This is a genomic window from Roseivirga sp. UBA838 (assembly GCF_002296035.1).
In the GTDB taxonomy this organism is placed as follows: domain Bacteria; phylum Bacteroidota; class Bacteroidia; order Cytophagales; family Cyclobacteriaceae; genus Roseivirga; species Roseivirga thermotolerans.
On record NZ_DBHC01000031.1, the window covers coordinates 22,293 to 45,047 of the forward strand.

Annotated in this window: 17 protein-coding genes; 6 read left to right on the forward strand and 11 right to left on the reverse strand. The window is 43.4% G+C overall.

Annotated features, from left to right (window positions below):
* Nucleotides 1–105: 105 nt before the first annotated feature.
* Nucleotides 106–366 carry an acyl-CoA-binding protein gene (locus tag B3O12_RS10380; RefSeq protein WP_189629951.1) on the reverse strand — a complete coding sequence of 87 codons (261 nt, stop codon included), beginning with the start codon at nucleotides 364–366 and terminating at the stop codon, nucleotides 106–108.
* Nucleotides 367–421: 55 nt separating this feature from the next.
* On the opposite strand from B3O12_RS10380, the gene B3O12_RS10385 reads away from it, so the two are divergent.
* Complete coding sequence (locus tag B3O12_RS10385) at nucleotides 422–1,069, forward strand: outer membrane beta-barrel protein (protein WP_286756250.1); 648 nt, start codon at nucleotides 422–424, stop codon at nucleotides 1,067–1,069.
* 88 nt (nucleotides 1,070–1,157) lie between these two features.
* Here the strand turns inward: B3O12_RS10385 and B3O12_RS10390 are convergent, their stop codons facing one another.
* The 4 genes from B3O12_RS10390 to B3O12_RS10405 all read right to left on the reverse strand — a co-directional run bounded on the left by B3O12_RS10390 (nucleotide 1,158) and on the right by B3O12_RS10405 (nucleotide 6,458).
* Nucleotides 1,158–3,053 (reverse strand): peptidase M61, encoded by a 1,896-nt coding sequence (locus tag B3O12_RS10390; RefSeq protein WP_286756251.1) that lies wholly within the window; start codon nucleotides 3,051–3,053, stop codon nucleotides 1,158–1,160.
* Between the two features lie 101 nt (nucleotides 3,054–3,154).
* Nucleotides 3,155–4,513: a sensor histidine kinase gene (locus B3O12_RS10395; protein ID WP_286756252.1), complete on the reverse strand. Its 1,359-nt coding sequence runs from the start codon at nucleotides 4,511–4,513 to the stop codon at nucleotides 3,155–3,157.
* Nucleotides 4,513–4,980 (reverse strand): hypothetical protein, encoded by a 468-nt coding sequence (locus B3O12_RS10400; protein WP_286746726.1) that lies wholly within the window; start codon nucleotides 4,978–4,980, stop codon nucleotides 4,513–4,515. Before B3O12_RS10400 ends, B3O12_RS10395 begins: the two co-directional genes overlap by 1 nt.
* A 104-nt stretch (nucleotides 4,981–5,084) precedes the next feature.
* Nucleotides 5,085–6,458, reverse strand: a complete 1,374-nt coding sequence (locus B3O12_RS10405) for a sigma-54-dependent transcriptional regulator (RefSeq protein WP_189629956.1) — start codon at nucleotides 6,456–6,458, stop codon at nucleotides 5,085–5,087.
* Between the two features lie 171 nt (nucleotides 6,459–6,629).
* Between B3O12_RS10405 and B3O12_RS10410 the strand changes: the two genes are divergently transcribed.
* The 3 genes from B3O12_RS10410 (at nucleotide 6,630) to B3O12_RS10420 (ending at nucleotide 14,161) form a co-directional block, all read left to right on the forward strand.
* Nucleotides 6,630–9,053: an ABC transporter permease gene (locus B3O12_RS10410; RefSeq protein ID WP_286756253.1), complete on the forward strand. Its 2,424-nt coding sequence runs from the start codon at nucleotides 6,630–6,632 to the stop codon at nucleotides 9,051–9,053.
* 54 nt (nucleotides 9,054–9,107) lie between these two features.
* Nucleotides 9,108–11,558 (forward strand): ABC transporter permease, encoded by a 2,451-nt coding sequence (locus B3O12_RS10415; protein WP_286756254.1) that lies wholly within the window; start codon nucleotides 9,108–9,110, stop codon nucleotides 11,556–11,558.
* Between the two features lie 125 nt (nucleotides 11,559–11,683).
* On the forward strand, nucleotides 11,684–14,161 hold the full coding sequence (locus B3O12_RS10420) for an ABC transporter permease (RefSeq protein ID WP_286756255.1): 2,478 nt from the start codon (nucleotides 11,684–11,686) through the stop codon (nucleotides 14,159–14,161).
* Between the two features lie 59 nt (nucleotides 14,162–14,220).
* Here B3O12_RS10420 and B3O12_RS10425 read toward each other — a convergent pair whose 3' ends face one another.
* Nucleotides 14,221–14,646 carry a hypothetical protein gene (locus B3O12_RS10425; RefSeq protein WP_286756256.1) on the reverse strand — a complete coding sequence of 142 codons (426 nt, stop codon included), beginning with the start codon at nucleotides 14,644–14,646 and terminating at the stop codon, nucleotides 14,221–14,223.
* A gap of 61 nt (nucleotides 14,647–14,707) precedes the next feature.
* On the reverse strand, nucleotides 14,708–15,910 hold the full coding sequence (mnmA, locus tag B3O12_RS10430) for a tRNA 2-thiouridine(34) synthase MnmA (RefSeq protein ID WP_286756257.1): 1,203 nt from the start codon (nucleotides 15,908–15,910) through the stop codon (nucleotides 14,708–14,710).
* Nucleotides 15,911–16,123: 213 nt separating this feature from the next.
* Here mnmA and B3O12_RS10435 point away from each other — a divergent pair, with 213 nt between their 5' ends.
* Nucleotides 16,124–18,142: a WD40 repeat domain-containing protein gene (locus tag B3O12_RS10435; RefSeq protein WP_286756258.1), complete on the forward strand. Its 2,019-nt coding sequence runs from the start codon at nucleotides 16,124–16,126 to the stop codon at nucleotides 18,140–18,142.
* A gap of 106 nt (nucleotides 18,143–18,248) precedes the next feature.
* On the opposite strand, the gene B3O12_RS10440 is transcribed toward B3O12_RS10435, so the two are convergent.
* From B3O12_RS10440 to B3O12_RS10455, 4 genes are read right to left on the reverse strand one after another with little or no spacing between them, the layout of a single operon-like run.
* Nucleotides 18,249–19,001, reverse strand: a complete 753-nt coding sequence (locus tag B3O12_RS10440) for a carboxypeptidase-like regulatory domain-containing protein (protein ID WP_286756259.1) — start codon at nucleotides 18,999–19,001, stop codon at nucleotides 18,249–18,251.
* Between the two features lie 46 nt (nucleotides 19,002–19,047).
* Nucleotides 19,048–19,557 (reverse strand): signal peptidase II, encoded by a 510-nt coding sequence (gene lspA / locus B3O12_RS10445; RefSeq protein ID WP_189629964.1) that lies wholly within the window; start codon nucleotides 19,555–19,557, stop codon nucleotides 19,048–19,050.
* Nucleotides 19,558–19,613: 56 nt separating this feature from the next.
* On the reverse strand, nucleotides 19,614–20,942 hold the full coding sequence (locus tag B3O12_RS10450; protein ID WP_286756260.1) for a sensor histidine kinase: 1,329 nt from the start codon (nucleotides 20,940–20,942) through the stop codon (nucleotides 19,614–19,616).
* Nucleotides 20,932–22,302 carry a sigma-54-dependent transcriptional regulator gene (locus B3O12_RS10455; protein ID WP_189629966.1) on the reverse strand — a complete coding sequence of 457 codons (1,371 nt, stop codon included), beginning with the start codon at nucleotides 22,300–22,302 and terminating at the stop codon, nucleotides 20,932–20,934. Before B3O12_RS10455 ends, B3O12_RS10450 begins: the two co-directional genes overlap by 11 nt.
* Nucleotides 22,303–22,485: 183 nt before the next feature.
* On the opposite strand from B3O12_RS10455, the gene B3O12_RS10460 reads away from it, so the two are divergent.
* The coding region (locus B3O12_RS10460) for a hypothetical protein (protein WP_286756261.1) at nucleotides 22,486–22,755 on the forward strand (270 nt) is incomplete at its 3' end.

A 22,755-nucleotide genomic window follows, 5' to 3' on the forward strand; every position in this document is an offset into this window, starting at 1 on the left:
TTGTAATATTTGAGTTTTATAACCTTTTGCAATATGCAAAGAAATTTGCAAATGCGGTTTCTAATTTTTTGAATACGTGTCGGACACAGGCCTGCTCAAAAAATATTATTGAGCGGATTTAAGACGCTCTATAAGGTCGATATATTGTGTCATGGCTTCTTCTTTACTCATGCCTTCCAGCTTTTTCCAGGCGTTGTATTTGGCAGCGGCCTTAAAGTCGAAGCCTCCCGGAGGGTCTTCCGTATTGTTGCCTTGAGTGGCTTGTTTGTAGAGACTGTATATTTTTAGCAGGTCTTCGTTAGAAGGTCTCTCGCTTAAATTATTTGCCGATTTTGCAGCATTTTCGAAGTTTTCTTGTAAGCTCATCTGAAATTTTAACTATATCTTGATGCGAATCTAGAAAACATTTCTTTTTGGCCTAATGAAACTCCGAGTACTTTGCCTGACCCTGATTGTGATTTTAATGAGCCAGCAACCAATATTTGGCCAGGAGAGTTACAGCAGATTCTATCAGGCGGGACCGGTGGCTAAATTGCTTACGGCAAAAATGACGCTGGATAATAGCGAGATAGATCTGGCGGAAGGAGGTTCTGAGATAGGCTATCAGTTTGGTTTTTTCTTTCGGGCCAATGTAGAAAATGTATACGTACAACCGTCTGTACTGCTTTCAAAAATCAAAACCCAATTGGTGTTTCTCAATTATGACAATGTGCCCAATTTTAATCCGAGAGCCGATTTTGAATTCAATACGCTGGAACTTCCTGTAGACATTGGCTATCGAATAGGTAATTTACGTCTGCAAATGGGACCCTCTTTCAGTATTCTGCTTTCGGGCCATCGCTCATTCTTAAATGAGATAGAGAAGGTGAGCGATAGCTTCAACCGAACCAGCATGATGTGGCATTTTGGACTTGGGGGCGATTTTGACCGCGTAATGATTGATATCAATTACGAGTTTGGTTTAAGCAAAACCGGGGAGAGCCTTGGGCGTTTGTTGGGGCGCGAGTTCATTCCAAAGCAAAGGCAATGGGTGATTAGCGTAGGCCTCAATTTTCTTAATGATTATTGACTCGGTGTATTGGCGTAGCCGGAGTATAAAAAACCGGAAATAGAGGGGATAGAGTCGCTATTTCCGGCTTAACGTAAGTGTCTACACTTTACCTGGCGGGTTTCAACCAGTAATCGCGTAATTTAAGCTGTTCTTCCGATGGGTTTTCCGTAAACTGAAGTCCCAGCGGTATTTGAACTTCTACTTGCTGATTTTTGGCAGAAAGCTTCACTTCTTTACCTTCTCCGTCTACTTCTCTCCAAACCGTCATGGTGAAGGTTTCTAAACCCGGTATTTTTTGCACCTGAGCGCCTAAGAAGGCATTAAGCTCGGGGCCATAGGCCGGAAACTTATCGCCATTCATGGCTAGAATTATGTCGCCTTTCTTAAGCCCTAATGCATTGGCCAGAGCATCGTTGGCGGCTTCATTACCAATAGCCAAACGCTGCTCACCCTTATGTTGCACCAGGGTAATATTGTTTTGGTTAATGGCAAAAGAGTGTTGTTTGGTAGTGCCATTGTCAATAACATCTACCCCCACTTTAGCGAAAATTTCTTTGTAGGGTAGAGGGGTGGTTCCGCTCACATAGGTAGTGAGGAAATTGCGGATTTCCGGATAGGTGAGGTCAACTATTTCATCGAAAAGCTCTTCATCATTAAATGATTTACTAGGACCGTATTTCTTGGAGAGGTCGGCCATCATGTTCTGTACTCCATAAGCACCGTCTGATAGTTCGCGCAAGCGAATGTCCAATGCTGCTCCAATGAGTGCGCCTTTCTGGTATACATTGTAATACTGGTCGGCATGCTCATCGAGAGCACCAAGGCTCAGTTCGGTAAAGGGAAGTTCATCTTTGAACTGCTGTGAGATAATGATTTTCTCCTGTAACATTTGTAGGTATTGCTCTGGAGTTACAAGGCCATATTTCACTTGTACACTACCGGCAAAATACTCGGTCATGCCTTCATACAACCACAGGTGTCTCGACATTTTCGGGTTGTTGAAGTCGAAACTTCCAATCTCCTCTGAGTGGATATTGAGTGGCGTAACGATATGAAAAAACTCATGAGCCGCGAAGTCGCGCAGCTGTTGCTGCATTTGCTCTATGGTTTGCTCAGGCATATAATACACAGAGCTATACGAATGCTCCAGGGCTCCGTAAGAAGTTACGGGCTGATCGGTAAAGTAGAACAAAAACGCATATTTGTCTACTGGTAGTTTTCCACCCAGAAATTCGTTTTGAGCACTAAGCACCTCTCGAATGCTCTCGGCAATTTGAGCAGCCGTTATGCGCTTGTTGGGGGAGTAGCTGGCAATCAATACGTCCGTATTGGCTACTTTAATAATGGCCGTATCGGCCTTGCTATACATAAGTGGTGAGTCTACCAGCCGATCGTAGTCTTCCACTTTGAACTGGTCAACAGCCAGATCTTGGTGATTAGCTTCGGGGCTGAGCTTACCGATTAGTGGAGGGTTACTTTCGGCCTTAAGTCCGGTAGCTCCATAAAACTCTTTGGAGCGAATGAAGTTCAATTCGAACTCTTCTTTCTTCATTCCTTCAAAGTAGCCGAAGAAGCCCGAGGTGTTGATAATAAAGTTTTTACCTTCTTCTATGTTGGTACCGGCAGGTTGAAAGATATCTGGGCCGGGTTTGTCGGTATCGTAGGTATCTTCTACCATGTAGGTGATTTTGCGTAGCTTTTTCGCATTGCTAATCTTCCACGAGTTATCGTCCAAACGTTTAACTTCCATTAGTTTGCCCTTTTTATCATAGGCTTTTAAGTCGGACACCATGCGGCCATAGTCGGCAATGGCATAGGTGCCGGGGATAATTTTGGGCATATAGAAAACAATTTCCTTCTCCTTTATTTTTGGTGTTTCCAGCTCTACAAATACTTTGTCGTCAGCCACCCGGGTTAGGTCTACGGTATATTTATAGGGGTCAGCTGCAAATACACTGGTGCTTAAGAGCAGTGCCAGCAGCACAAATTTTAGTTGCTTCATTCTAGATTAGTTTTGGTAATACAGATTGGACGTCAAATAAACAGGATTGTTATGAATGCGATGTTAACAAACGCAAAAAATATTCTCTAGGCCGATGTTGCCTATTTAATGGGGTCTGAGGCTCTGGTAGGAAAATGAAGGGTGAAAACGGTGCCTGTATGAGGCGAAGTATCTAAGGTTAGCTGCCCTTTGTGAAGCCTCATAATTTGTCGGGATAAGGACAGGCCAATGCCGGAGCCTCCTTCTTTGGTGGAGTAGAACGGAACAAAGATGTGTTCCAATACCTCATCGGGAATTCCGGGGCCGTTATCGGCAATTTTCAGAAGTAGTTCGCCTGCTAGTGGTTCGGTAGATATGGTGATTACAGGCGACCTTGAGGCATTGAGGGCTTCTATGGCGTTTTTAATGAGGTTAATAATTACCTGCTCAACAAGGTCGGAATCGGCCTGAATCACTCCGGTGAGATTAGGAGTTTCTACGGTGATTTGCCTTGCTTTAAATTCTGATTCGAAAAGCTTTAGTGTATTGTTTATCAGTGTTTTAATGTTTGTTTCTGCTATTTTTGGTTTAGGTATTTTTGTAAGCCGGTCGTAGGTAGAAACAAAGTGGGCCAATCCTTTGCTACGGCTTTCGATGGTTTCAATTCCACCAATTACATCCTTTATTAATTCATCATCTAGTCTGGAAATGTCTTTGCTTCCGTTCTCTGTTTTCAACATTTGCAAAAGTACTTCAGAAAGGGTGCTGATAGGGATTACCGAGTTTTTGATTTCATGGGTGAGCACACGAATGAGTTTTTGCCAGCTTTCAATTTCCTGGGCATCGAGCTCACTTTTTATGTCTTGAAAAGACACCAGCTTAAAGTTTTCTTCTTTCAAGCGAAACTCTGTAGCCAAAACCGATAGGTGATAGAGCTGACCATTGAGTTGAGCTTTGATAAGAGCCTTTTCGCCATGATTCATTTGGACTATGGTGGTGGCAATGGTAGGTGCAATGCTTTCTATGCCTTTTACTGAAGTAATCTGCTTTTTGCCGAACAACTGCTGTGCTGCCCGATTGTAGAGCTTTATTTTAAGGTCTTTGTCGTAACAAACTACGACCACGCGAACGTGTTCTACAATGGTTTGTAAATAGAGCAGATTGGAGGCTTTTTCCTGGCTTAGCTCCTTCAATACTTCGTTAATCTCATGGAAGGCATAATTGAGGTCGCTTTTTTTCTTGAAGTGATAGGTGTTGGTAAAATCGCCCTGTTTGATAGAAAGTAGAAATTGTGCGAGTTCGCGTTTCGATCGTTCTATATATCGGATCAGACTAACTAATACCAGCAGCCATGCCAGAATAAGCCAGAAGGAGACAAGCCAAAAGTGGGTTGAAGTGAGTACATAAATGGAGGAATAACCCAGAGCAAGGAGTAATAGTATTCGAGCGATAATGTGCCAGCGAAAGTACTTATACTCCATTATCGGGCATTTTTATTGACATAAAACACGAGCAATCGCATTTCTGTGTCTAGCATATTTTTGCAGCCCCAACGAATACCGAAGTTAATATTCATCAATGCCCCTTTCTTGTAGGTATAAATGGAAGTTGCTGCTTTATAGCCCTGCAGTTCAGTTTCCAGGCTTATGGGGTCGTTGGTGCCAAACACGTAACTTTCTTTTTGATCGCGCACATCGAAGTACATATAGCAGTCTGTTTTGGCCAGCAGGTACATGCGTACGGTGGTCTGATCGTCTATGCGTAGTTGGGTGGTTGTGGAGTTGTCAATGCCCTTGAGTGTGAACTTATAAGTGCCCCAATAAGCCCAGTCGTTGGTTTCGTCTTTCAATTGGGCTTCCCGAATCGTTTTGGCCACATCATCGATCGATTGTTGGGCATAAGCAGTGCTTACGGCCAATAGTAAGCTAAATATGAAAAAAACACGCATCTATGATTGGTCGAAAATTCTAAAATAGTGAGAAATGGCGAAAGATGTGGGGCTGCTCAGGTGAAAAGAAGGCCATGCGAGAATTATGGGTTTGCAGATGCCTCTCAGAGTTTGTATTTCTCCATTTTTCGATAGAGCGTGCTACGGCCTACTCCCAGGGCTTTGGCAGCCTGTGTAAGGTTGCCATCGGCATTGCGGATGGCGTTTTGTATGGCCTGCTTTTCCATTTCTTCCATGTTGAAAGTGTCAGTGGCAATTACATTTTGATTGGGCCTTTCTACCAGCAAGAAATCTTCCGGAGCAAGGAGGGGAGAATTAGACATTATAATGGCACGCTCTATGGCATGCTGTAGTTCGCGTACGTTGCCGGGCCAGGAGTAGGCTTTGAGTTTGTTTATGGTGGTTTCATTGAGCCTCATTTTCTCCTTCTTATACTTTTTGCCATAGATTTTGAGAAAATGTCTGGCGAGGGGTTCTATATCCTCTATTCGCTCTCTAAGTGGGGGGAGTTTAATTTCAACTGTGTTGATACGATATAGGAGGTCTTGTCTAAACTCTTTTTCGCTGGCCATTTCATAGAGAGGCATATTGGTGGCGCAAATGAGCCGGGTATCTAGAGGAATAGCTTTATTAGAACCTACCCGGGTAACTTGCTTAAACTGCAGTGTGGTAAGCAATTTGGCCTGCATGGCTAGCGAAAGATTACCAATTTCATCTAGAAACAAGGTGCCATGGTTTGCCATTTCAAAACGGCCGGGTCGGTTTTCATGTGCATCGGTAAAGGCTCCTTTTACATGACCAAAGAGTTCCGATTGAAAGAGCGATTCGGTAACGGCCCCTAGGTCTACCTTTATAAAGTTTTCGTCAACACGCGGAGAGCTGTTATGGATGGCCCTGGCTACTAGTTCTTTTCCGGTACCGTTTTCGCCCAAAATGAGCACATTGGCATCGGTAGCTGCTACTTTCTTAATGGCCTCAAAAACAGGTTTCATGGCAGGGCTTACCGAAACTATTTCTTCATAAGCCTTGTGCTGATCTCGTACTACAATTTTTTGGCTGGCCTTAAGGTTTTCGAGTTGCTTTTTGGTTTTACTCAATTCGTAAATAGCTGTAACGGTTGCCAAAAGTTTTTCCTTTTGCCAGGGCTTTACCAAAAAGTCTACAGCACCTTCTTTCATGGCTTCCACAGCAATATCTATATCTCCATAGGCTGTGTTCATGAGCACATGCGCGTCAGGGTCTTTCGCCAGAACTTTGCGCAAGAGTTTAATCCCTTCTTTACCGCTGGTAAGGCCATAAGAGAAGTTCATGTCTAAAACAATTACATCGTATTTTTCCTGATTCAGCAGAAAATCCAGTTTTAGTGGATCTTTCTCAGTAACTACGGTTTCGAAATGCTGCTTGAGAATCATCTTGGCGGTGTATAAAACACCCTGGTCATCGTCAAGAACCAGTATTTTACCATCAATTTTAGACATGCGAAAGGGGGTAATTGTGGGTCTGATGGCGAATCTATAAATTGTATCATTATGAGACAAGCGAACGTTTCACATTGAAACAAATTAATTGATTAACGGCTAGTTGATTTTTGTAAGTATCTGATAATAAGTATTTTGAAAATATGGCATAACACTGGCTAATCAAATGGCATGTTTAAATACGCTCTCAAACTGAATATCAGGCAACTCTCACGACATAAGGCGTTGATGGGCATTCAGGTGGCTGGCCTGGTAGTGGGGTTTACCACACTGCTTTTGGCTGTCTATTACCTGAGTTATGAAACAGGGTTTGACAAGTTTCATAAAGAGGGCGACCGACTATATCGTTTGTTACTTGTTGAAGAAGGAGATGGAGCGGTAGTCACCAGTCCCAATTTATACCCGGCACTGGAGACTGTTCTGGAAGAGGAGTATCCTCAATTAGAGTCTGTGGCGAAGGTTATGTATTCGCCCGGGGGTGGGGGTATTCTCACCTCATTTGCCAATGACGAACGTCAAGTCTTACGTGATGATATTAATGCCATTTCTTTGGCACCGGATTTTTTCGATATTTTCTCGCTTCCCATTCGGCAAGGCGATATTTCTAGACTGTCGGAGCCGTTTACTGCCATGATTTCTTCAACCCTGGCACAAGAGATTTATGGGCATACAGATGTGGTGGGAAAAGAGTTTACAGAGGATGATGGGCACTCTTACCAAATAGTGGGCGTCTTTGACCCATGGGAGCAGCAAAGTCATTTTGCTTTCGAGCTTATCAAATCATATGAGAGTATTGGTGCTCGTCATGGTGTAGATTTTCACCAGAATTCCTGGTCATGGGCCAGAATGAAGTTCTATATAAAATTAGCGGCCGGGGTAAAGGAAGAAAAGGTTTCAGAGGCACTCAAAACTGCTTTGAGCAAGTTCAATCCAATCACTTCTGTTGGTGATTCTCAATACATTCAAATACAGAATGTTAAGGATATTTATTTATACTCAGACTTTAATAATAATGGCTGGCTTCAAAAAGCAAATAGTCGCTTACTGGCCGTGGCGGTTGTGGCGGTGATAATTCTTATAGTGTCATGGGTAAACGCCATTAACATATCTGTGGCTTTGGCCCTGGAAAAAATAAGAGCTCAGGGAATTCAGAAAACTCTTGGACTTAGTTCTACCCAATTATTTTTGCAACGGGCTATTGGCCATTTATTTATCCATACAATTGCGGTATTAATGGCTCTTACATGCTTTCAGCTACTGAAACCATGGCTTAACGAACTGGCTCAAATACCTTCATCATTTCGCTTTGATTTTTCTACTCTTTCTCTTTTGCTCTTACTTTGGATTGTGGGACTGCTGATGATTACTTTAAGCTCCAGCATGTTGGTCTCGCGGGTTTCTATTGGCAATGCCCTCAAAGACAAGCTAAGCCAACAAGTAACTTCTGCCGGTTTAGTATCGAAGGGCCTGGGTACCTTTCAGTTGATTATATCTTTGAGCTTTTTGCTTGCTGTTTCAGTGGTATGGAAGCAAACCCGTCATTTAGAATTAACTGATAGAGGAATTGCCACAGAAAACATTCTGGTGGTAAAAGGTCCCCGTGCTTTTGACTATGAAAGCTTTTCTGAACGCCCGGATGTAATAAAAGCTGAGTGGATGAATATTCCGGGTGTGCTGAAGGTGGCTTCCTCTTATGCTATTCCGGGAAGTCACATATCAACTTACGGTATTCGGCCGGTGGGCCAACCAGAGCATAGCAATTTGCCAATTGCCGAGCATCAGGTAGATCATAACTTTTTGAGCCTATATGGCCATGAGCTTTTAGCTGGTCGTTTCTTTTCAAAAGACTATCCGGCCGATGATCATGGCGTTGTTTTAACAGCTTCTGCCACCAGGTTACTCTTTCCGGAACTACCTTTTGAGACAGTTTTGGGCCGAAAAATAACCAGTCCTGAAGAGGAGTATCAGCGAACAATTATTGGTATCGTAGCCGATTACCATCAATTAGGGCCTGGCGAACCCTATTTGCCAACAGCATTTGTTTTAGATAGCGAGAGCCGGGGTTTTTATTCCATTGCTTACCAAACTCAAGATTTATCGATTCTTGAAGCTTCAATTAAAAGTCGTTTCAATGAACTGTTCAAGGGCAACGTCTACCATAGTTTCTATTTAAGTGACTACTATGACCAGCTCTTTGCGCGAGAAACTCAGGCCATAGAGTTGCTTGGCCTGCTTACTGTGGTTGCTTTAATTCTTTCTGTAAGCGGAATTTGTAGCGTACTATTGCTTTCACTTCAACACCGATTAAAAGAGTTGAGCATCCGTAAAGTTCTGGGGGCTAGTCGTACTCAGTTGTACGCGGTGGTATCAAAGACTCATTTTTGGCAGTTGGTTTTGGCAGTACTTTTAATAGTGCCTGTTACTTATTGGTATTTGAGTCAATGGCTCAATCAATATGCCGTGCGAATAGATATAAGTTGGTTGGATATCTTACAACCAATAGTGTTTACTGCATGTTTGCTTTTGCTGGCTATTTACTTTACGATAAGAAAAACACTCAGCGCAAACCCCTCTGAGGTATTGAATAAGGAATAAAATAAAAGGGAACAGAACAACTCAAAATGGCTCTAAGCCACAAAAGAACTTAGTATGCTCAAAAACTATATCACATCAACATTTAGGTCATTCCGGAAGAATAGAGCCTTTGCCCTTATCAATATTCTCGGATTATCCTTAGGTCTTACGGCTTCTATTTTCGTACTGCAATACGCTTTTTTTCAACTAAGCTTCGACAAGCACAATAGTAAATCCGATAGAATTTTCAGGGTGATTAATGAGCGTTTTGAAGGCGACAGACTCATACAGCGCGGACAAATCACCTATTCGGCTGTTGGGCCTCAGTTGGCCGCAGACTATCCGGAAGTGGTCAATCATACCACCGTCAACACCTTTGTAGACAATGTATTTTTATATGACAACCACCCCACACCGGTAAGTGCTTTGTTACTGGCCGAACCGAGCTACGCAGAGATGTTCGACCTTGGAGTGTTGGCCGGAAACCCGGAAACTATGCTCAGTGGAAAGTACCAGTTGGTACTCACGGAGTCTATGGCCCAAAAGGTTTTTCAGAAAGCCGAGGCCAACTGGGCCGACTATTTGGGCACTACTGTGCTCATGGGATCCAGTCGGCAGCAGTGGCAACTTACGGCAGTAATTGCCGACCCACCTGCCAACTCAAGCCTTCAGTATGAGGCCATTCTTTCGCGCGAAACCGTATTTAGCCTGTGGGGTGAATCGGCACGATACAGCTGGACCGGATCAGACTATTTTCACTACATAGAGTTAGCAGAGGGAGTGGATCCTCGCGCGTTTGAACAGAAACTGCAGGAGTTTTCGGATAAATACTTCAGAGGCGATGAGGTGACAGGAAACTTTGAAAAGTTTCATCTACAATCCTTAGAAGATATTTACCTCTATTCAGACTATGAGTATGAAATTCATAAAACAGCCGATGGCCGCATGGTTTGGATTCTCATTTTGGTGGCCGTATTTATAATGCTCATGGCTTGGGTAAACTATGTGAACCTTACTACCTCACGATCATTGCAACGGGCCAAGGAGGTGGGTATTCGAAAGGTAGCCGGGGCCAGCAGAGCTCAGCTTATACGCCAGTATCTTACCGAATCTATCTTGCTCAACCTCATAGCCTTTACACTCGCTGTTACGCTCGGTCAGGCTCTGCAGGTATCTTTCAACAACCTGATTGAAGAACAGCTGTCGCTTATAAGTTTTGGTGCCATGCAAACGGGGGGGCTGCCGGTGGCCGTATGGATGCTGATCATTCTGCTCATTGGGTCGTTGTGTTCCGGTTTATATCCGGCTTTTGTGCTTTCCTCTTTCAAGCCATCGCAAACCTTAAAAGGTGACTATGGCAAAAGTGCGCAAGGCCAGGTATTGCGCAAGTCGCTGGTTACCTTTCAGTTTATACTTTCTACTGCACTTATTGCCTGCACATACTTGGTGGTAAAGCAAACCAAGTATATGAAAAATCAAGATTTAGGGGTAAACCTGGAGCAAGTGTTAACGGTAGAAGGGCCTTCTATTACAAGCCTCGATACCACTTTTGTTACCCACATCCATGCCTTTCTCGATGCCCTGCAACAAAACCCCAATGTGATTAGTGCCGGTACTTCTCAAAATGTGTTTGGTAGCCGCTTACCAAGAACCTTTGATGTGAAAAAGCTGGGAGATGCCGATGGTCACATGCTCAACCGCATGGCCGCCAACTATGGTTTTTTCGATGTTTATGAAATTGAAATGCTGGCGGGCCGAAGTTTTAGAAAAACCGATCATAACCGTGAGTTTGATCTTATAAATAATGCCATTATCAATGAGAAAGCAGCTAAAATACTTGGGTTCCAGTCAGCCCAAGAGGCGTTGAATCAAAAGATTTTCTTCTTTGGAAAAGAGTGGAATGTAGTAGGTATTACCAGTAATTTCCATCATCGTTCACTCAAGGAATCTATAGAGCCTTTGCTTATACTGCCATTCTACGATGGTGGCGGAGATACTTATCACATTCGGTTGGGCGGCAACAACATAAAAGAAACCATCGCCCATATTGAAAGCACCTATAACGACTTTTTCCCGGGCGATATTTTTGAATACGCCTTTATGGATACCCGCTTCAATAACCTATACAAGTCAGACGTGAAGTTTGGCAAGGTATTCAACTTATTCTCACTTTTGGCTATCTCTATTGCCTGCCTGGGGCTGTTTGGACTGGTAGGCTATACTGCCATTCAAAAGACCAAAGAAATAGGCATACGTAAAGTATTGGGAGCTTCGGTGGCCGATATACTTCGGCTTTTATCTAAAGAGTTTATGGTGTTGATTCTGCTGGCCAATGCGCTGGGACTGCCATTGGTATATTGGGGTGCCGAAAACTGGCTCGCCCGATACGAGTATCAAACACCCATTGGGATTATGTTTTTTGTGCTACCTGTAGCTGCGGTGCTGCTTATTTCTGCAATCATTATAGCCAGTCAAACGCTAAAAACCGCCCGACTCAATCCTGTTCAATCGCTTCGTCAGGAGTAACACCTAAACCATGCGGAGTAAAAATATACATATACCGATGGGGCAGAGGCAGGCTTTTCCTTCAAAATACACCGACCCTGCCCACTTGGTTCGGTCATATTAAGTCAAGCATAACTCATTTCATTATGGTCAAGAACAACATTATTTATGCCTTAAGACATTTTAGAAATCATCTTTTCATTGCAATAAGAAACTTCCGAAAGCGCAAAGCCTTCACTTTTATCAATGTGCTGGGTCTGACTGTGGGCATGACGGTATGTCTGCTTATATTAAGCTATGCTAAATACGAGTTGAGTTATGATAGGTATCATCAAAACTCTGAATTGATCTATAGGGTCACCGTTGATCTGTATTCAGGTGAGGTTTTACAGAATCAGGATGCCCAATGCTACCCTTCTGTTGGACCCTTGGCTGTAGAAGTCTTTCCCGAGATCGAGAATTACGGAATGGCTCGACATATTGGTAGAATTCTGATCAAGAATGAACAAGTGGCATTCAATGAAGACAGAGTATACTTTGCTAATCCTGGATGGTTGGAGGTCTTCGATTGGGATGTGATTCAAGGAAATCCAAATGAGGCCCTAGATCAGCCAGATGAGGTAGTATTAACAGAATCCATAGCAAAGAAAATATTTGGTGATCAAGATCCGATCGGACAGACGTTAACTTTGGTGCCAGGAGGGGGTGAGGTTGATATGAAAGTAACAGCAGTTATTAAAGACGTGCCTCAAAATTCCCATCTAAAATTTGACGTGCTTGTTTCATGGCAATCGGGTGTCAAATACCTCGATTGGCAGGAGGAGAATTGGAATGCTAACAATGAATTCATGTATCTTCTTTCCAATTCGCCTTTAGATGGAAGCTTTGATGATAAGCTAAACAGGGCATTAGAAGAACGAGTAAAAGAAGAACGTGAAGAAAGACTAGTTACGCAGCCCCTTGAAGAGATTCATTTGTATTCAGATAAATCCTTTGAGGCGGAAGTCAACGGAGACATCAAGATCGTTAATATTTTACTGATTGTTGCTGGATTTGTATTGCTCGTTGCTTGGGTCAACTACATTAATCTATCCACTGCAAAATCTCTGGAAAGAGCTAAAGAGGTTGGAGTAAGGAAGGTCTTAGGTACTTCTAGAGCTTCATTGATCTTTCAGTTTCTGATGGAGTCATTTCTGATCAATCTTTTCGCTTTGATTCTAACTTTCACCTGTCTACAAGGGGTTTTACCAATGTTCAACAGCTTTGCTGCTCTAGATCTTGGCATCAATGTTTTGGATGATCAACTGTTGTTTTGGCAGGTCATCGGTTTCTATGTTATCGGGTCTTTAGCCTCAGGCCTTTATCCAGCTTTTATATTATCCGGATATAAACCTATGGTGGTTTTACGTGGCAAGCTAAGAGACTCTAAGAGAGGCTCTTATTTACGTAGGGGATTGGTGGTTTTTCAATTCTTGATCACCATGGTTTTACTCGTTGGAACATTAGTTATTTACTTGCAGGTAGACTTTATGAGGAATCAAAAACTTGGTTTTGACAAGGATCAAGTGCTCGTGTTAAGAGCTCCATTACTACCAGATGATGATCAGGTGATCTCTGAAAAGCTGAATTTATTAAGGACCTCTCTTCATACCATTCCTCAGGTTTCCAATGTGGGTTTTTCCGAAACTATGATAGGAAGAGGAACTATTGATTTGAACAGTACCACTGGCTTAACATCGATCGAAACTAATATTGGTGGTAACCTCAATTTCTACATGTACAGGGTTGATACGGCCTATTTAAACACTTTGGGTATTGAGCTTTTGGCTGGAAGAAATTTTGGACCGCAACTTGACGCCCCTGCATTCGCAGATGACTCAAACCTACTAAGTGGAATCATCTTGAATGAAACAGGTAGAGAAATGCTTGGATATGCTACAAATGAACAGGCCATTGAAAGTCGTGTAAAACTATGGGGAAAGGAGAGGAGGATAGTAGGAGTGATTGACGACTACAACCATAATTCGCTCAAGCTTAAAGTTGACCCATTATTCTTGATGTTCGATAAGTATCTCGCTTCTGCAAGTTTTATTTCCATCAAGCTTAATGAAGGTATAGAGAATTATAGCCAAGTGATTACAGCCATAAAGTCGAAGTATGATGAGATATACAGTGAAAGTGATTTTGAATATTACTTTTTAAATGAAGACTTCGATCGACAATACAAAGCCGATCAGCAATTTGGAAGCATATTTACCAGTTTCTCATTGATCACCATTTTTGTTGCTGTATTGGGCTTGTTCGGCTTAGTTCTTTACGAAGTTCAACAAAGAATCAAGGAAATAGGTATACGGAAGGTTTTGGGTGCATCTGTGAGTTCCATCATAAGATTGTTTTCATCAGACTTTTTGAAACTCATTGGTATATCGATCATTGTTTCGATTCCCTTGGCCTACTTGAGTATGCAGCAGTGGTTGGATACCTATGCATATCGCATTGAACTCAATTTGTTTCTTTTCCTTGTCCCGGCTTTGATACTCGTACTAATTGCTTTGTCAACCGTTGTTATTCAGGCATTGAGAGTGGCACGTGCAAACCCTGTTGATGCCCTGAGAAGTGAATAAAAAATAAGCCCTGACAAATTATTGTCAGGGCTTTAGTCAACCAAAACATATTTGCAAACTTAATTGCCTCCACCACGCCTTTGCATCGGTGGGTTTTCCTTTTTCCAGGCCTCGTACTTGGTCCACTGGGCCTCTGTGAAAATTTCTTTGAGTTTCTTGTCAAGGGCCTTTTGGTTTTCTTCCATGGCGCTGCGCATGCCCTCTCGGTCTCCTGAGGCCATCAGTTCGCGCATTTTCTCGCGCATTGTGTTTTGATTTTCTAGCAATACATCATAGGTTTTTTTGTATTGCTCATCGGAAAGACCAAACTTTTCCTGCCAGTCTTGAGCACGCTCTTTGGCTACAGTTTCGGGGCTCATTCGGCCACCGCCCTGGCCTCCCTGACCGCGCTGACCACCACGTTGTCCGCCTCCACCACCTTGGGCGTAGGCTGCTGTCAGGCCAAAAGCCACCAGCATGGTAAATAAGAATGATAACTTTCTCATGAATTGAAATTTGGTGGTTAGACCACCGGGTCATGAGAAGGTTTAACCGAGTGAAGATTGCCTAGGCTATTTCTCCAGAACCAAGCAGTTCATTGCCCTGATACCAAGCCACAAATTGCCCCGGAGCAATACCTTTCTGATGGTCTTTAAAAATGAAATAGACACCCTCGGGCTCACAGTGTAGGGTCACTTGCTCTAAAGGTTGTCGATAACGGATTCGCCCCAGATACTCGGCCGATTCTCCGGGCTGTAATGCCAGGTCGGGCCTTACCCAGTGTACATCTTTGTTGGCTACAAAGAGGCCTTTTCGCAGTAAGCCCGGATGATTTTCGCCTTGTCCGGTGTAGATTATATTGTTTTCGATATCTTTTTCGATTACGAAAAGAGGTTCTGGGGTTCCTCCAACTCCAAGGCCTTTTCGTTGCCCAATGGTGTAGTAGTGCGCTCCATTGTGTTCTCCAACTACCTTACCATCAGTAGGTTGGTATGAGTAAGGCTTTGTGAGGGCAATTAGTTCATCTTTCTTAGAGGAGTAGGTTGCATTTCCGTTCTGGCGATAAGCCTCAAAATTTTCGGCTGATGCTTCTAATTCTCTTATTTCACCTTTCTTCGGCTTGAGTTGCTGTTGCAAAAAATCGGGTAACCGCACTTTTCCAATAAAGCAAAGCCCTTGGGAGTCCTTCTTTTCGGCTGTTATGAGGCCCTGTTCTTTGGCAATTTTTCGTACGTCTGACTTTTGCAAATGCCCTATAGGAAACAATGCTTTAGACAGTTGTTTCTGGTTTAACTGGCAAAGAAAATAGCTCTGGTCTTTATTGGCATCGGCTCCGGCAAGCAAACGGTGTACAGTCTCCCCGTTTACCTCAACGGTCTCCTTTTGTACGTAATGGCCGGTGGCCACATAGTCCGCCTTCAGTTGCATGGCTGCATTGAGAAATATATCGAACTTTACCTCCCGGTTGCAAAGTACATCAGGATTGGGGGTGCGTCCTTTTTCATACTCGCGGAACATATAATCAACTATACGTTCTTTGTATTGCTCGCTCAGGTCTATGACATGAAAAGGAATGCCCAGCTTTTCGGCAACCGCCAGAGCATCGTTGCTGTCTTCTACCCAGGGGCATTCATCGGAGATAATTACAGAATCATCAACCCAGTTGCGCATAAACATGGCAATAACTTCATAGCCCTGTTCAATTAGCAAATGAGCTGTTACACTCGAATCGACACCACCTGATAAACCAACAACAACTCTTTCTTTCATTTTTCTACCAATTAGTAGGCCTAACAATGAATGGACAAAAATAGTTGAATTGTTGGGTAAAAAGTATTGACACCATCATTCTGTGGCTTAACGCCAGAAACTATCTCATCATAATTGGGGTGGAAATATCTTGCCATAGCCCAAGTCTCACTATATTGACTGTACTTTCAGTAGTGCTTGTTAGTACTAAAACTCTATTTTAACAGGAATATCATGAAGCCTTTTTTTGCCGCTATTTTGTTTGTTGGTCTTTCTTCGTTTATGGCCAAAGCACAGCCCAAACCTACCGAAGAATCCTATGAGCTATACCTAACTCAGATAGCCGCTGCGGAGGCTTTTTTACAGCTCAATAAAATAAGCGAAGCAAAGAAATATCTATATCGAACAGACGAGAGTCTAAGAGGTTTGGAGTGGCATTTTCTTAATAAGTTTCTCGACCAAAGTGAAAAGCAAACAACCGTAGAAGGGGTTAAGGCTTTTGCAGATATAAAAGTTAGTCCCAATGGGCAGTATATGGCCATAGCGGCATCAGACGGCATCATAAGACTATACAGCTTACCCGATTTGTCTGTGACTTTGGAGTTTAAAGGCCATGAGAGTACTGTTTCCAGCTTAGACTTTAGTCCTGATGGTCAGTTTTTGGCCTCAGGTGGTCGTGACCATAAGGTTATACTCTGGAGCCTAAAAACAGGACAACAGGTGTTTGTCAATACTACTGATTTTAGCCAGGGCATCTATCAGGTGAGGTTTAGTCCGGGGGGCAATCTTCTGGGAGTGGTTAGCTGGGAGTTAACAGGTAACAACCCTCCTGTGATGGGCTTCGCCAAGTTGCTAAACGTGGCAACCGGAGAGTTGATACGGAAAATAGAAACGGAGCCTCACCCGGCAGCTGGTCTTGTTTTCACTAAAAACGGGAGCGAAATGATAGTATCGTGCTGGGGGGAGATGGCTATTGCATACAAAGTGGATAGTGGTGAAAAACTGTGGGACTATGATCTTTCTGATCCGGCAGAGTACAACGCCTTTCATAGCAATGCCCTTAGTCCGGATGGTCATACACTAATGCTGGGCAGCGCAGATCATCGCATTCATATGCTTAATGCTACAACCGGAGAGCTTTTGCGAAAAATTGAATCTTCTGAAGGACATACAAAAACAGTAAAGGCAATTAGCTATTCGCCCAATGGCAGTTGGGCAGCTTCGGCCGGAGAAGATCAATCTATTTTGGTTTGGAACACCAGTGATATGAGCCGGAAAATCAGACTGATTGGGCATGCGGGTACAGTAAATGCTCTCGCATGGTCTAAAGACAATGCTTTACTTTATTCTGCAGCCAGCGATGGAACACTGAAAGTGTGGAATATTGAGAAACCTTTTGGTCACAGTTTCGAAGTCTGTGACTACGGCCCCTGGCAGTTGACAGCCACACCGGATGCTCGTTGGTTTGGTGCTCCATGCTCTAATACTTTGGGTATTTACTCGGTAGAATCGGGCCGGCAAATTCATGATTTTAAAGACCGGTCCGGACTTGCGGCATCGATGGATGCGAAAGGGCAACGCTGGGCAACGGCTAGTTTCGATGGTGTTGTAAGGGTTTGGGATGTAGAAGAAGGCAAAGAAATTAGGACGTACGAAGGGCATACTTCTCGAGTTGATGGAGTACTGTATCTAAATAAGGCCAATGCCGTGGCCTCTGTAGGAGATACCACGCTGCGAATTCGGTTCCTGGTCAATGACAGAGAGCTTGTAATACCCATTGGAAAAGGAGCGTTTAGAGTTATTGCCAACCCCACGGAGAGCCAGGCGTTTGTGAGCTTTTCAGACGGCAGGGTAGTGGTATTTAATACGGCCAATTGGCAAATAGATTATACCCTTAATACTGAGGCTTCGATCAATGAGATGGCTATAAGTCCTGATGGCAACTTTCTGGCACTGTTTGGAAGCAAAGGAGCGCAGCTGTGGAACTTGCCTCAAAAATCTATGAAGTATCATTTTACAGACCATGAGCAAACGGGTTATGGTCTCGATTTTTCTCCGGATGGCCGGTATCTCATAACCGGGTCTTACGATCAGACCTTCAGGCTTTGGGATCTAACTACTGGTCAATGTAGCCTTACCTTTCATGGTTATCAGGAAACGGTTTATTCAACTCGCTTCCTGGGGAGTTACAAATTGCTCGTAGGCTCTTCTCAGGGGCAAATGTATTACTACGACTTTACTCCGTCAAAATAAGGAATGACTCTCTTTGGCAGAACTCAGTAATACACAACCGAACAGCACAGAAACTAGGGTTGGTTGTGTATGCCTAAAGGAAATCTGATTTTACGTTTCGAATTAGCTAGGGCAAAACCACAGACATGGTACTGGAGCCTGGTGTTTTAGCATTGGGGTGTACCGTTCCGGCAGCGCCCACATAGGCATTGGTATGGAATGAGTCGCCATATACTCTAAAGTATACGGTTTCACCCGAAGTAAAGCCCATGCTTGCCAGTTCCGAAGCGGTAATGGTCACTTCATTGGTTCCTTGGCCTGAAAAGAAGGCTATGGGGCCTTTTATGCCTTCATTTTCTGTATTGGATACTGTTACTTCAGAGTCGAAGAAAAAGGTTACATAAACAGGGTCGGTGCTAGTACCTACGGGGATAGTTGTAACCCTTACTTTAATATCTCCATTTTCCTGGCTCGGAATGGCGTCATAAATAGCAGTGTTAGAAATCCTGCCCAGAGAAAGCGTGGTAAGGACTGTACCATTCACGCTAAAGCCTTTGTTGTGTTCAACCGTTTTGTAAAAGGTGCCAAAGCCTTCTTTCTTAAATTCCAATTGATACTCGCCAAAATCTACACTCGAAAAGTTAAACTTTCCACGGTTGTTGGTTTTGGTATTCATGGAGGTGCCTACAATGGTTACCGTCATGTCTTCATAAGCCGTGGGTACACCCTGGCTGTTGTAGAGGTTTACTTCTCCCGATATGGGGCCTTTGGTTTCCGGTTCAACCGGCCCTGAGTCATCACCCGAGTCGCAAGCCCAAGTCAAGGCCAGCATAAACACAAGGAGCAAACTTTTCAGGCTTTTGATTTTTTCGTTCTTCATATTGTACCTGACACCACTAAGGTTATAGAAGTTAAAATTTATGGAATTATTGTGCTTGTCCTTTTAGTTCCTGTTTCTTTTTGGGTAAAAATTGCTCTAAAAGAATAAGACCTGTCCCTACCATGACCGAAACATCGGCCATATTGAAAATGCCGGTATGGGCAAACTGCAGGTCAATGAACAACATATCGGTGACCTCACCATACAAAATCCTGTCGTATAGGTTGCCTACACCTCCGCCAACAATGAATGATAAGGCCCACACACTTATTGGGCTTATGTCTTTGTTGCGGATAAGGTAAACGAAAACGGCCACCATTACAATGGAGGGGAGAATGAGAAGAAGTATGGTTCGCAAGGCAGGAGGCAACGTAGAGCCCATACCCAGAAAGGCTCCCTGATTTTCGACTTTGGTAAGAATGAGGTATTCCCCTAAAACCTCAACTGTTTCGTGGTATTCAAGATTCTTTCTTGCCAGATCTTTGGTAATCTGATCGCAACCAATATTGGCAAAAATAATAACCAGTATGAGGGCTAACCGAGGTATCTTCTTCATGGATTCAACAAATTTCTCCCAAAACTAATTAAAAGGCTTAAAGTGAAAAGCAAGAGCTACAACTTGATGCTAAAAGTGGTGCCATTGGAGCTGGTCTGAAAGCTGAGACTGCCGCCATGCAATTGAACAATTTGCCGAGCCAGGCTAAGCCCAATACCTGAACCTTCGGACTTGGTGGTGAAAAAGGGAATGAATATTTGTTCGGCTATTTTCTCGTCAATTCCGGGGCCGTTGTCTGCGACTGTTATTTCTACCTGACCGGTGGCCTCGTGGGGCTTTAGGGCCAGCTGTATTGAACCTGTTTGGGCCGAAACGGCTTCCAGTGCATTTTTTAATAGGTTAATAATTACCTGCTGCATTAAATCAGGGTCTAGTAAAAGTTTCGGGCAATTTTCGTGTACTTCAACTTGAAACCGGATGGTGTCTGCCGGCAAGGTAGACCTGAACAATGTTTCAATTTGTTGTATGAAAGGAGTCGCCTCTATGGTTTCAATGCGTGGAATTGGTATTCGGGTTAGCTTACGGTAGGCTTGTGTGAAATTCATTAAACCCTGGCTTCTGGCTTTTATGGCTCCCATACCTTCTAATAAGGTGCTTTTGTGCTCTGAGGTCTGTGTTGACTTGAGCAGTAGATTCTCTAAACTAGAGGACAATGAGGCTATGGGCGATACGCTGTTCATGATTTCATGGGTGAGTACCCGAATTAACTTTTGCCAGGCCTCCATTTCATTTTGATCGAGTTCAGCGTGAATATCTTGCAGGGAAACAAGTGTGTATTCTCGTTGCCTCAGTTTGAAGATGCTTGCCGCAACCGAAAACCTATGAATTTGCCCCTGAATGGTTACTCTTACCACCTTTTGTTCGTTGGGTTTCAATTCCAGAATACTCTCGTAGAGTGTGTTAGAAATGGCCTTTACGGAATTAAGTTTGATTACCTCTTTTTGTTCTACCAGAGCTTTAAAGGCTGAGTTGACCACATGCACACGCTCCCTTTCATCGAAGGCCACCACGGCTATTTTTAGCTGGTTAATCATGGTCATGAGGTACTGGTATTGATTGGCCTGGTCTTGAAGGTTCTGCGAAAACTTATCGTTCACCTTGTTGAATTTGTCATAGAGGTCGCTGAGCTGTTTGCTCTCGTGAACGGTGGGGTATTTTATGGTAAAATCGTTGTTTAGAATAGCCTCTAGAAAGTTGCTGGTAATGCGATGGGTACGGTATAGATAGTAAAATAGATTAATGAGCAAGAGTAGGCTAAACAGAGCCAAAAAGAAAATGCGAATCGCATTGTGCTCAATAAAAGCATAGTACAACAGGCCATAACCAAGCAGGGTGAGCCCGGCCAACCGAAGAATAATTTGAAAGCGAAAATCTTTAAATACCATGTTTCTCCATTCTGCGATAAAGGGCTCCACGACTCAAGCCCAACTCTTGGGCTGCATGACTAATATTGCCCTGATGTTTTTTTATGGCCGACTCTATAGCCCATTTTTCCAGATCGTCCAGATTAAAGGAATTGAGTGTACCGCTTTCGGCTTCATTGGTTTCTTTTAGATTAAAGTCGCTTACCTGCAATTGTTTGCCGTCACACATTATAACCGCTCGTTCTATGGCATGCTGCAGCTCTCTGATGTTGCCGGGCCAATCGTATTTTATGAGTCTGTTGATCACATAATCCGGCACATAAAGGCCTGTTTTTTTATATTTCTGCTTATAGCTTTCTAAAAAGTGGTTGGCAAGTAGCGGAATATCTTCTGTTCTTTCTCTAAGTGGGGGCAGCTGAATTTCTATAGTGTTTATTCTAAAGAGCAGGTCTTGCCTGAATTCCTCTGCTTTTACCATATCTTCCAGTTGAGCATTGGTAGCGCAAATCAGGCGTATGTCCAGATCGGTGCTTTTGTTTTCTCCTACACGGGTTACTTTTTGTTCTTGAATAACCCGCAGCAGTTTGGCTTGTAAGGGAAGAGAGAGGTTGCCAATTTCATCCAAAAAAAGGGTGCCACCATTGGCTGCTTCAAATTTGCCCATTCTGTCGTTTCGGGCATCGGTAAAGGCTCCTTTCTTATGACCAAAGAGTTCACTTTCAAACAAGGATTCGCTAATGGCTCCCATGTCTACGTTCAGGAAAATCTCTGAGGCCCGGTCTGAGGCATTATGAATAGCTCTGGCAACCAGTTCTTTACCTGTGCCATTTTCTCCGGTAATTAACACATTAGCTTTGGTTTTGGCCACCTTGTCGATTTGCCGAAACACCTGTTTAATGGCCGGAGAGTCACCAATAATATTATGAAAAGGGGCATTCAGTTCTTGCAGCAATACCGACTTGCCGGACTCCAACTGTTCAATCTTTCTGGCTGAGGCATTCAATTCAAAGGCAGTTTTAATGGAGGCCAGGAGTTTCTCGTTTTCCCATGGCTTCACCAAAAAGTCGAAAGCTCCAAGTCTCATAGCCTCAACTGCCAGGTCTATTTCTGCATAGGCAGTTAATAACAGCACCGAAGTTTTTGGGTTGGCTTCTTTGATTTGTCTGAGGTATTTGAGCCCATCGCGGCCCGAGGTGTCACCAGCCATAAAGTTCATGTCGAGCACAACCACATCGAAATCATTTTCCTGAAGGGCAGTTTCTAATTGCGCGGGGTTGTTAATGCCCCGAACATCGGTGTAGTGTTGCTCTATGAGTATGCGCAGCGAAAGCAACACGTAGTTGTCGTCATCGAGAATGAGTATTTTGGCCTTTTGCTTCATGGGGAAGAATTGTGGAGACAAGTTATTGAAAAGTGCCCATTTTTGGGCAGTTCTGTTATGATGCTGGACATTGATAAATGGTTGTATTTGTTTTTTTATTCATAACAAATTGATTTGCAGAGGGTAGTGGCTTTGGTATTGTGTTGGCATAGAAGTGTCCAGGTCAAATAAATGAACAACGGTATGTTAAAAAATTATCTTCGGCTGGCCATTAGAAACATGTGGAAGAACAAGGTTGTCTCTACCACCAACATTCTTGGGCTCACCATTGGAATTAGTTGCAGTCTGCTACTGCTCCTCTATGTAAAGTATGAGCGCTCTTTCGACAAATCTATAACGGATAGGGAGAAAATCTACTTTCAGGTTTTTGAACAATTGGGAAATAATGCCCGTGTGGTCGGACTTTCGGGCGAAGAAGATTATCAGGACTTAAAGAACAACTACTCGGGTATA

What these genes read in the sequence shown, in the direction of transcription:
- B3O12_RS10380 (WP_189629951.1), bottom strand. Translation starts at nt 366, where the DNA reads ATGAGCTTACAAGAAAACTTCGAAAATGCTGCAAAATCGGCAAATAAT.
- B3O12_RS10385 (WP_286756250.1), top strand. Translation starts at nt 422, where the DNA reads ATGAAACTCCGAGTACTTTGCCTGACCCTGATTGTGATTTTAATGAGC.
- B3O12_RS10390 (WP_286756251.1), bottom strand. Translation starts at nt 3,053, where the DNA reads ATGAAGCAACTAAAATTTGTGCTGCTGGCACTGCTCTTAAGCACCAGT.
- B3O12_RS10395 (WP_286756252.1), bottom strand. Translation starts at nt 4,513, where the DNA reads ATGGAGTATAAGTACTTTCGCTGGCACATTATCGCTCGAATACTATTA.
- B3O12_RS10400 (WP_286746726.1), bottom strand. Translation starts at nt 4,980, where the DNA reads ATGCGTGTTTTTTTCATATTTAGCTTACTATTGGCCGTAAGCACTGCT.
- B3O12_RS10405 (WP_189629956.1), bottom strand. Translation starts at nt 6,458, where the DNA reads ATGTCTAAAATTGATGGTAAAATACTGGTTCTTGACGATGACCAGGGT.
- B3O12_RS10410 (WP_286756253.1), top strand. Translation starts at nt 6,630, where the DNA reads ATGTTTAAATACGCTCTCAAACTGAATATCAGGCAACTCTCACGACAT.
- B3O12_RS10415 (WP_286756254.1), top strand. Translation starts at nt 9,108, where the DNA reads ATGCTCAAAAACTATATCACATCAACATTTAGGTCATTCCGGAAGAAT.
- B3O12_RS10420 (WP_286756255.1), top strand. Translation starts at nt 11,684, where the DNA reads ATGGTCAAGAACAACATTATTTATGCCTTAAGACATTTTAGAAATCAT.
- B3O12_RS10425 (WP_286756256.1), bottom strand. Translation starts at nt 14,646, where the DNA reads ATGAGAAAGTTATCATTCTTATTTACCATGCTGGTGGCTTTTGGCCTG.
- mnmA (WP_286756257.1), bottom strand. Translation starts at nt 15,910, where the DNA reads ATGAAAGAAAGAGTTGTTGTTGGTTTATCAGGTGGTGTCGATTCGAGT.
- B3O12_RS10435 (WP_286756258.1), top strand. Translation starts at nt 16,124, where the DNA reads ATGAAGCCTTTTTTTGCCGCTATTTTGTTTGTTGGTCTTTCTTCGTTT.
- B3O12_RS10440 (WP_286756259.1), bottom strand. Translation starts at nt 19,001, where the DNA reads ATGAAGAACGAAAAAATCAAAAGCCTGAAAAGTTTGCTCCTTGTGTTT.
- lspA (WP_189629964.1), bottom strand. Translation starts at nt 19,557, where the DNA reads ATGAAGAAGATACCTCGGTTAGCCCTCATACTGGTTATTATTTTTGCC.
- B3O12_RS10450 (WP_286756260.1), bottom strand. Translation starts at nt 20,942, where the DNA reads ATGGTATTTAAAGATTTTCGCTTTCAAATTATTCTTCGGTTGGCCGGG.
- B3O12_RS10455 (WP_189629966.1), bottom strand. Translation starts at nt 22,302, where the DNA reads ATGAAGCAAAAGGCCAAAATACTCATTCTCGATGACGACAACTACGTG.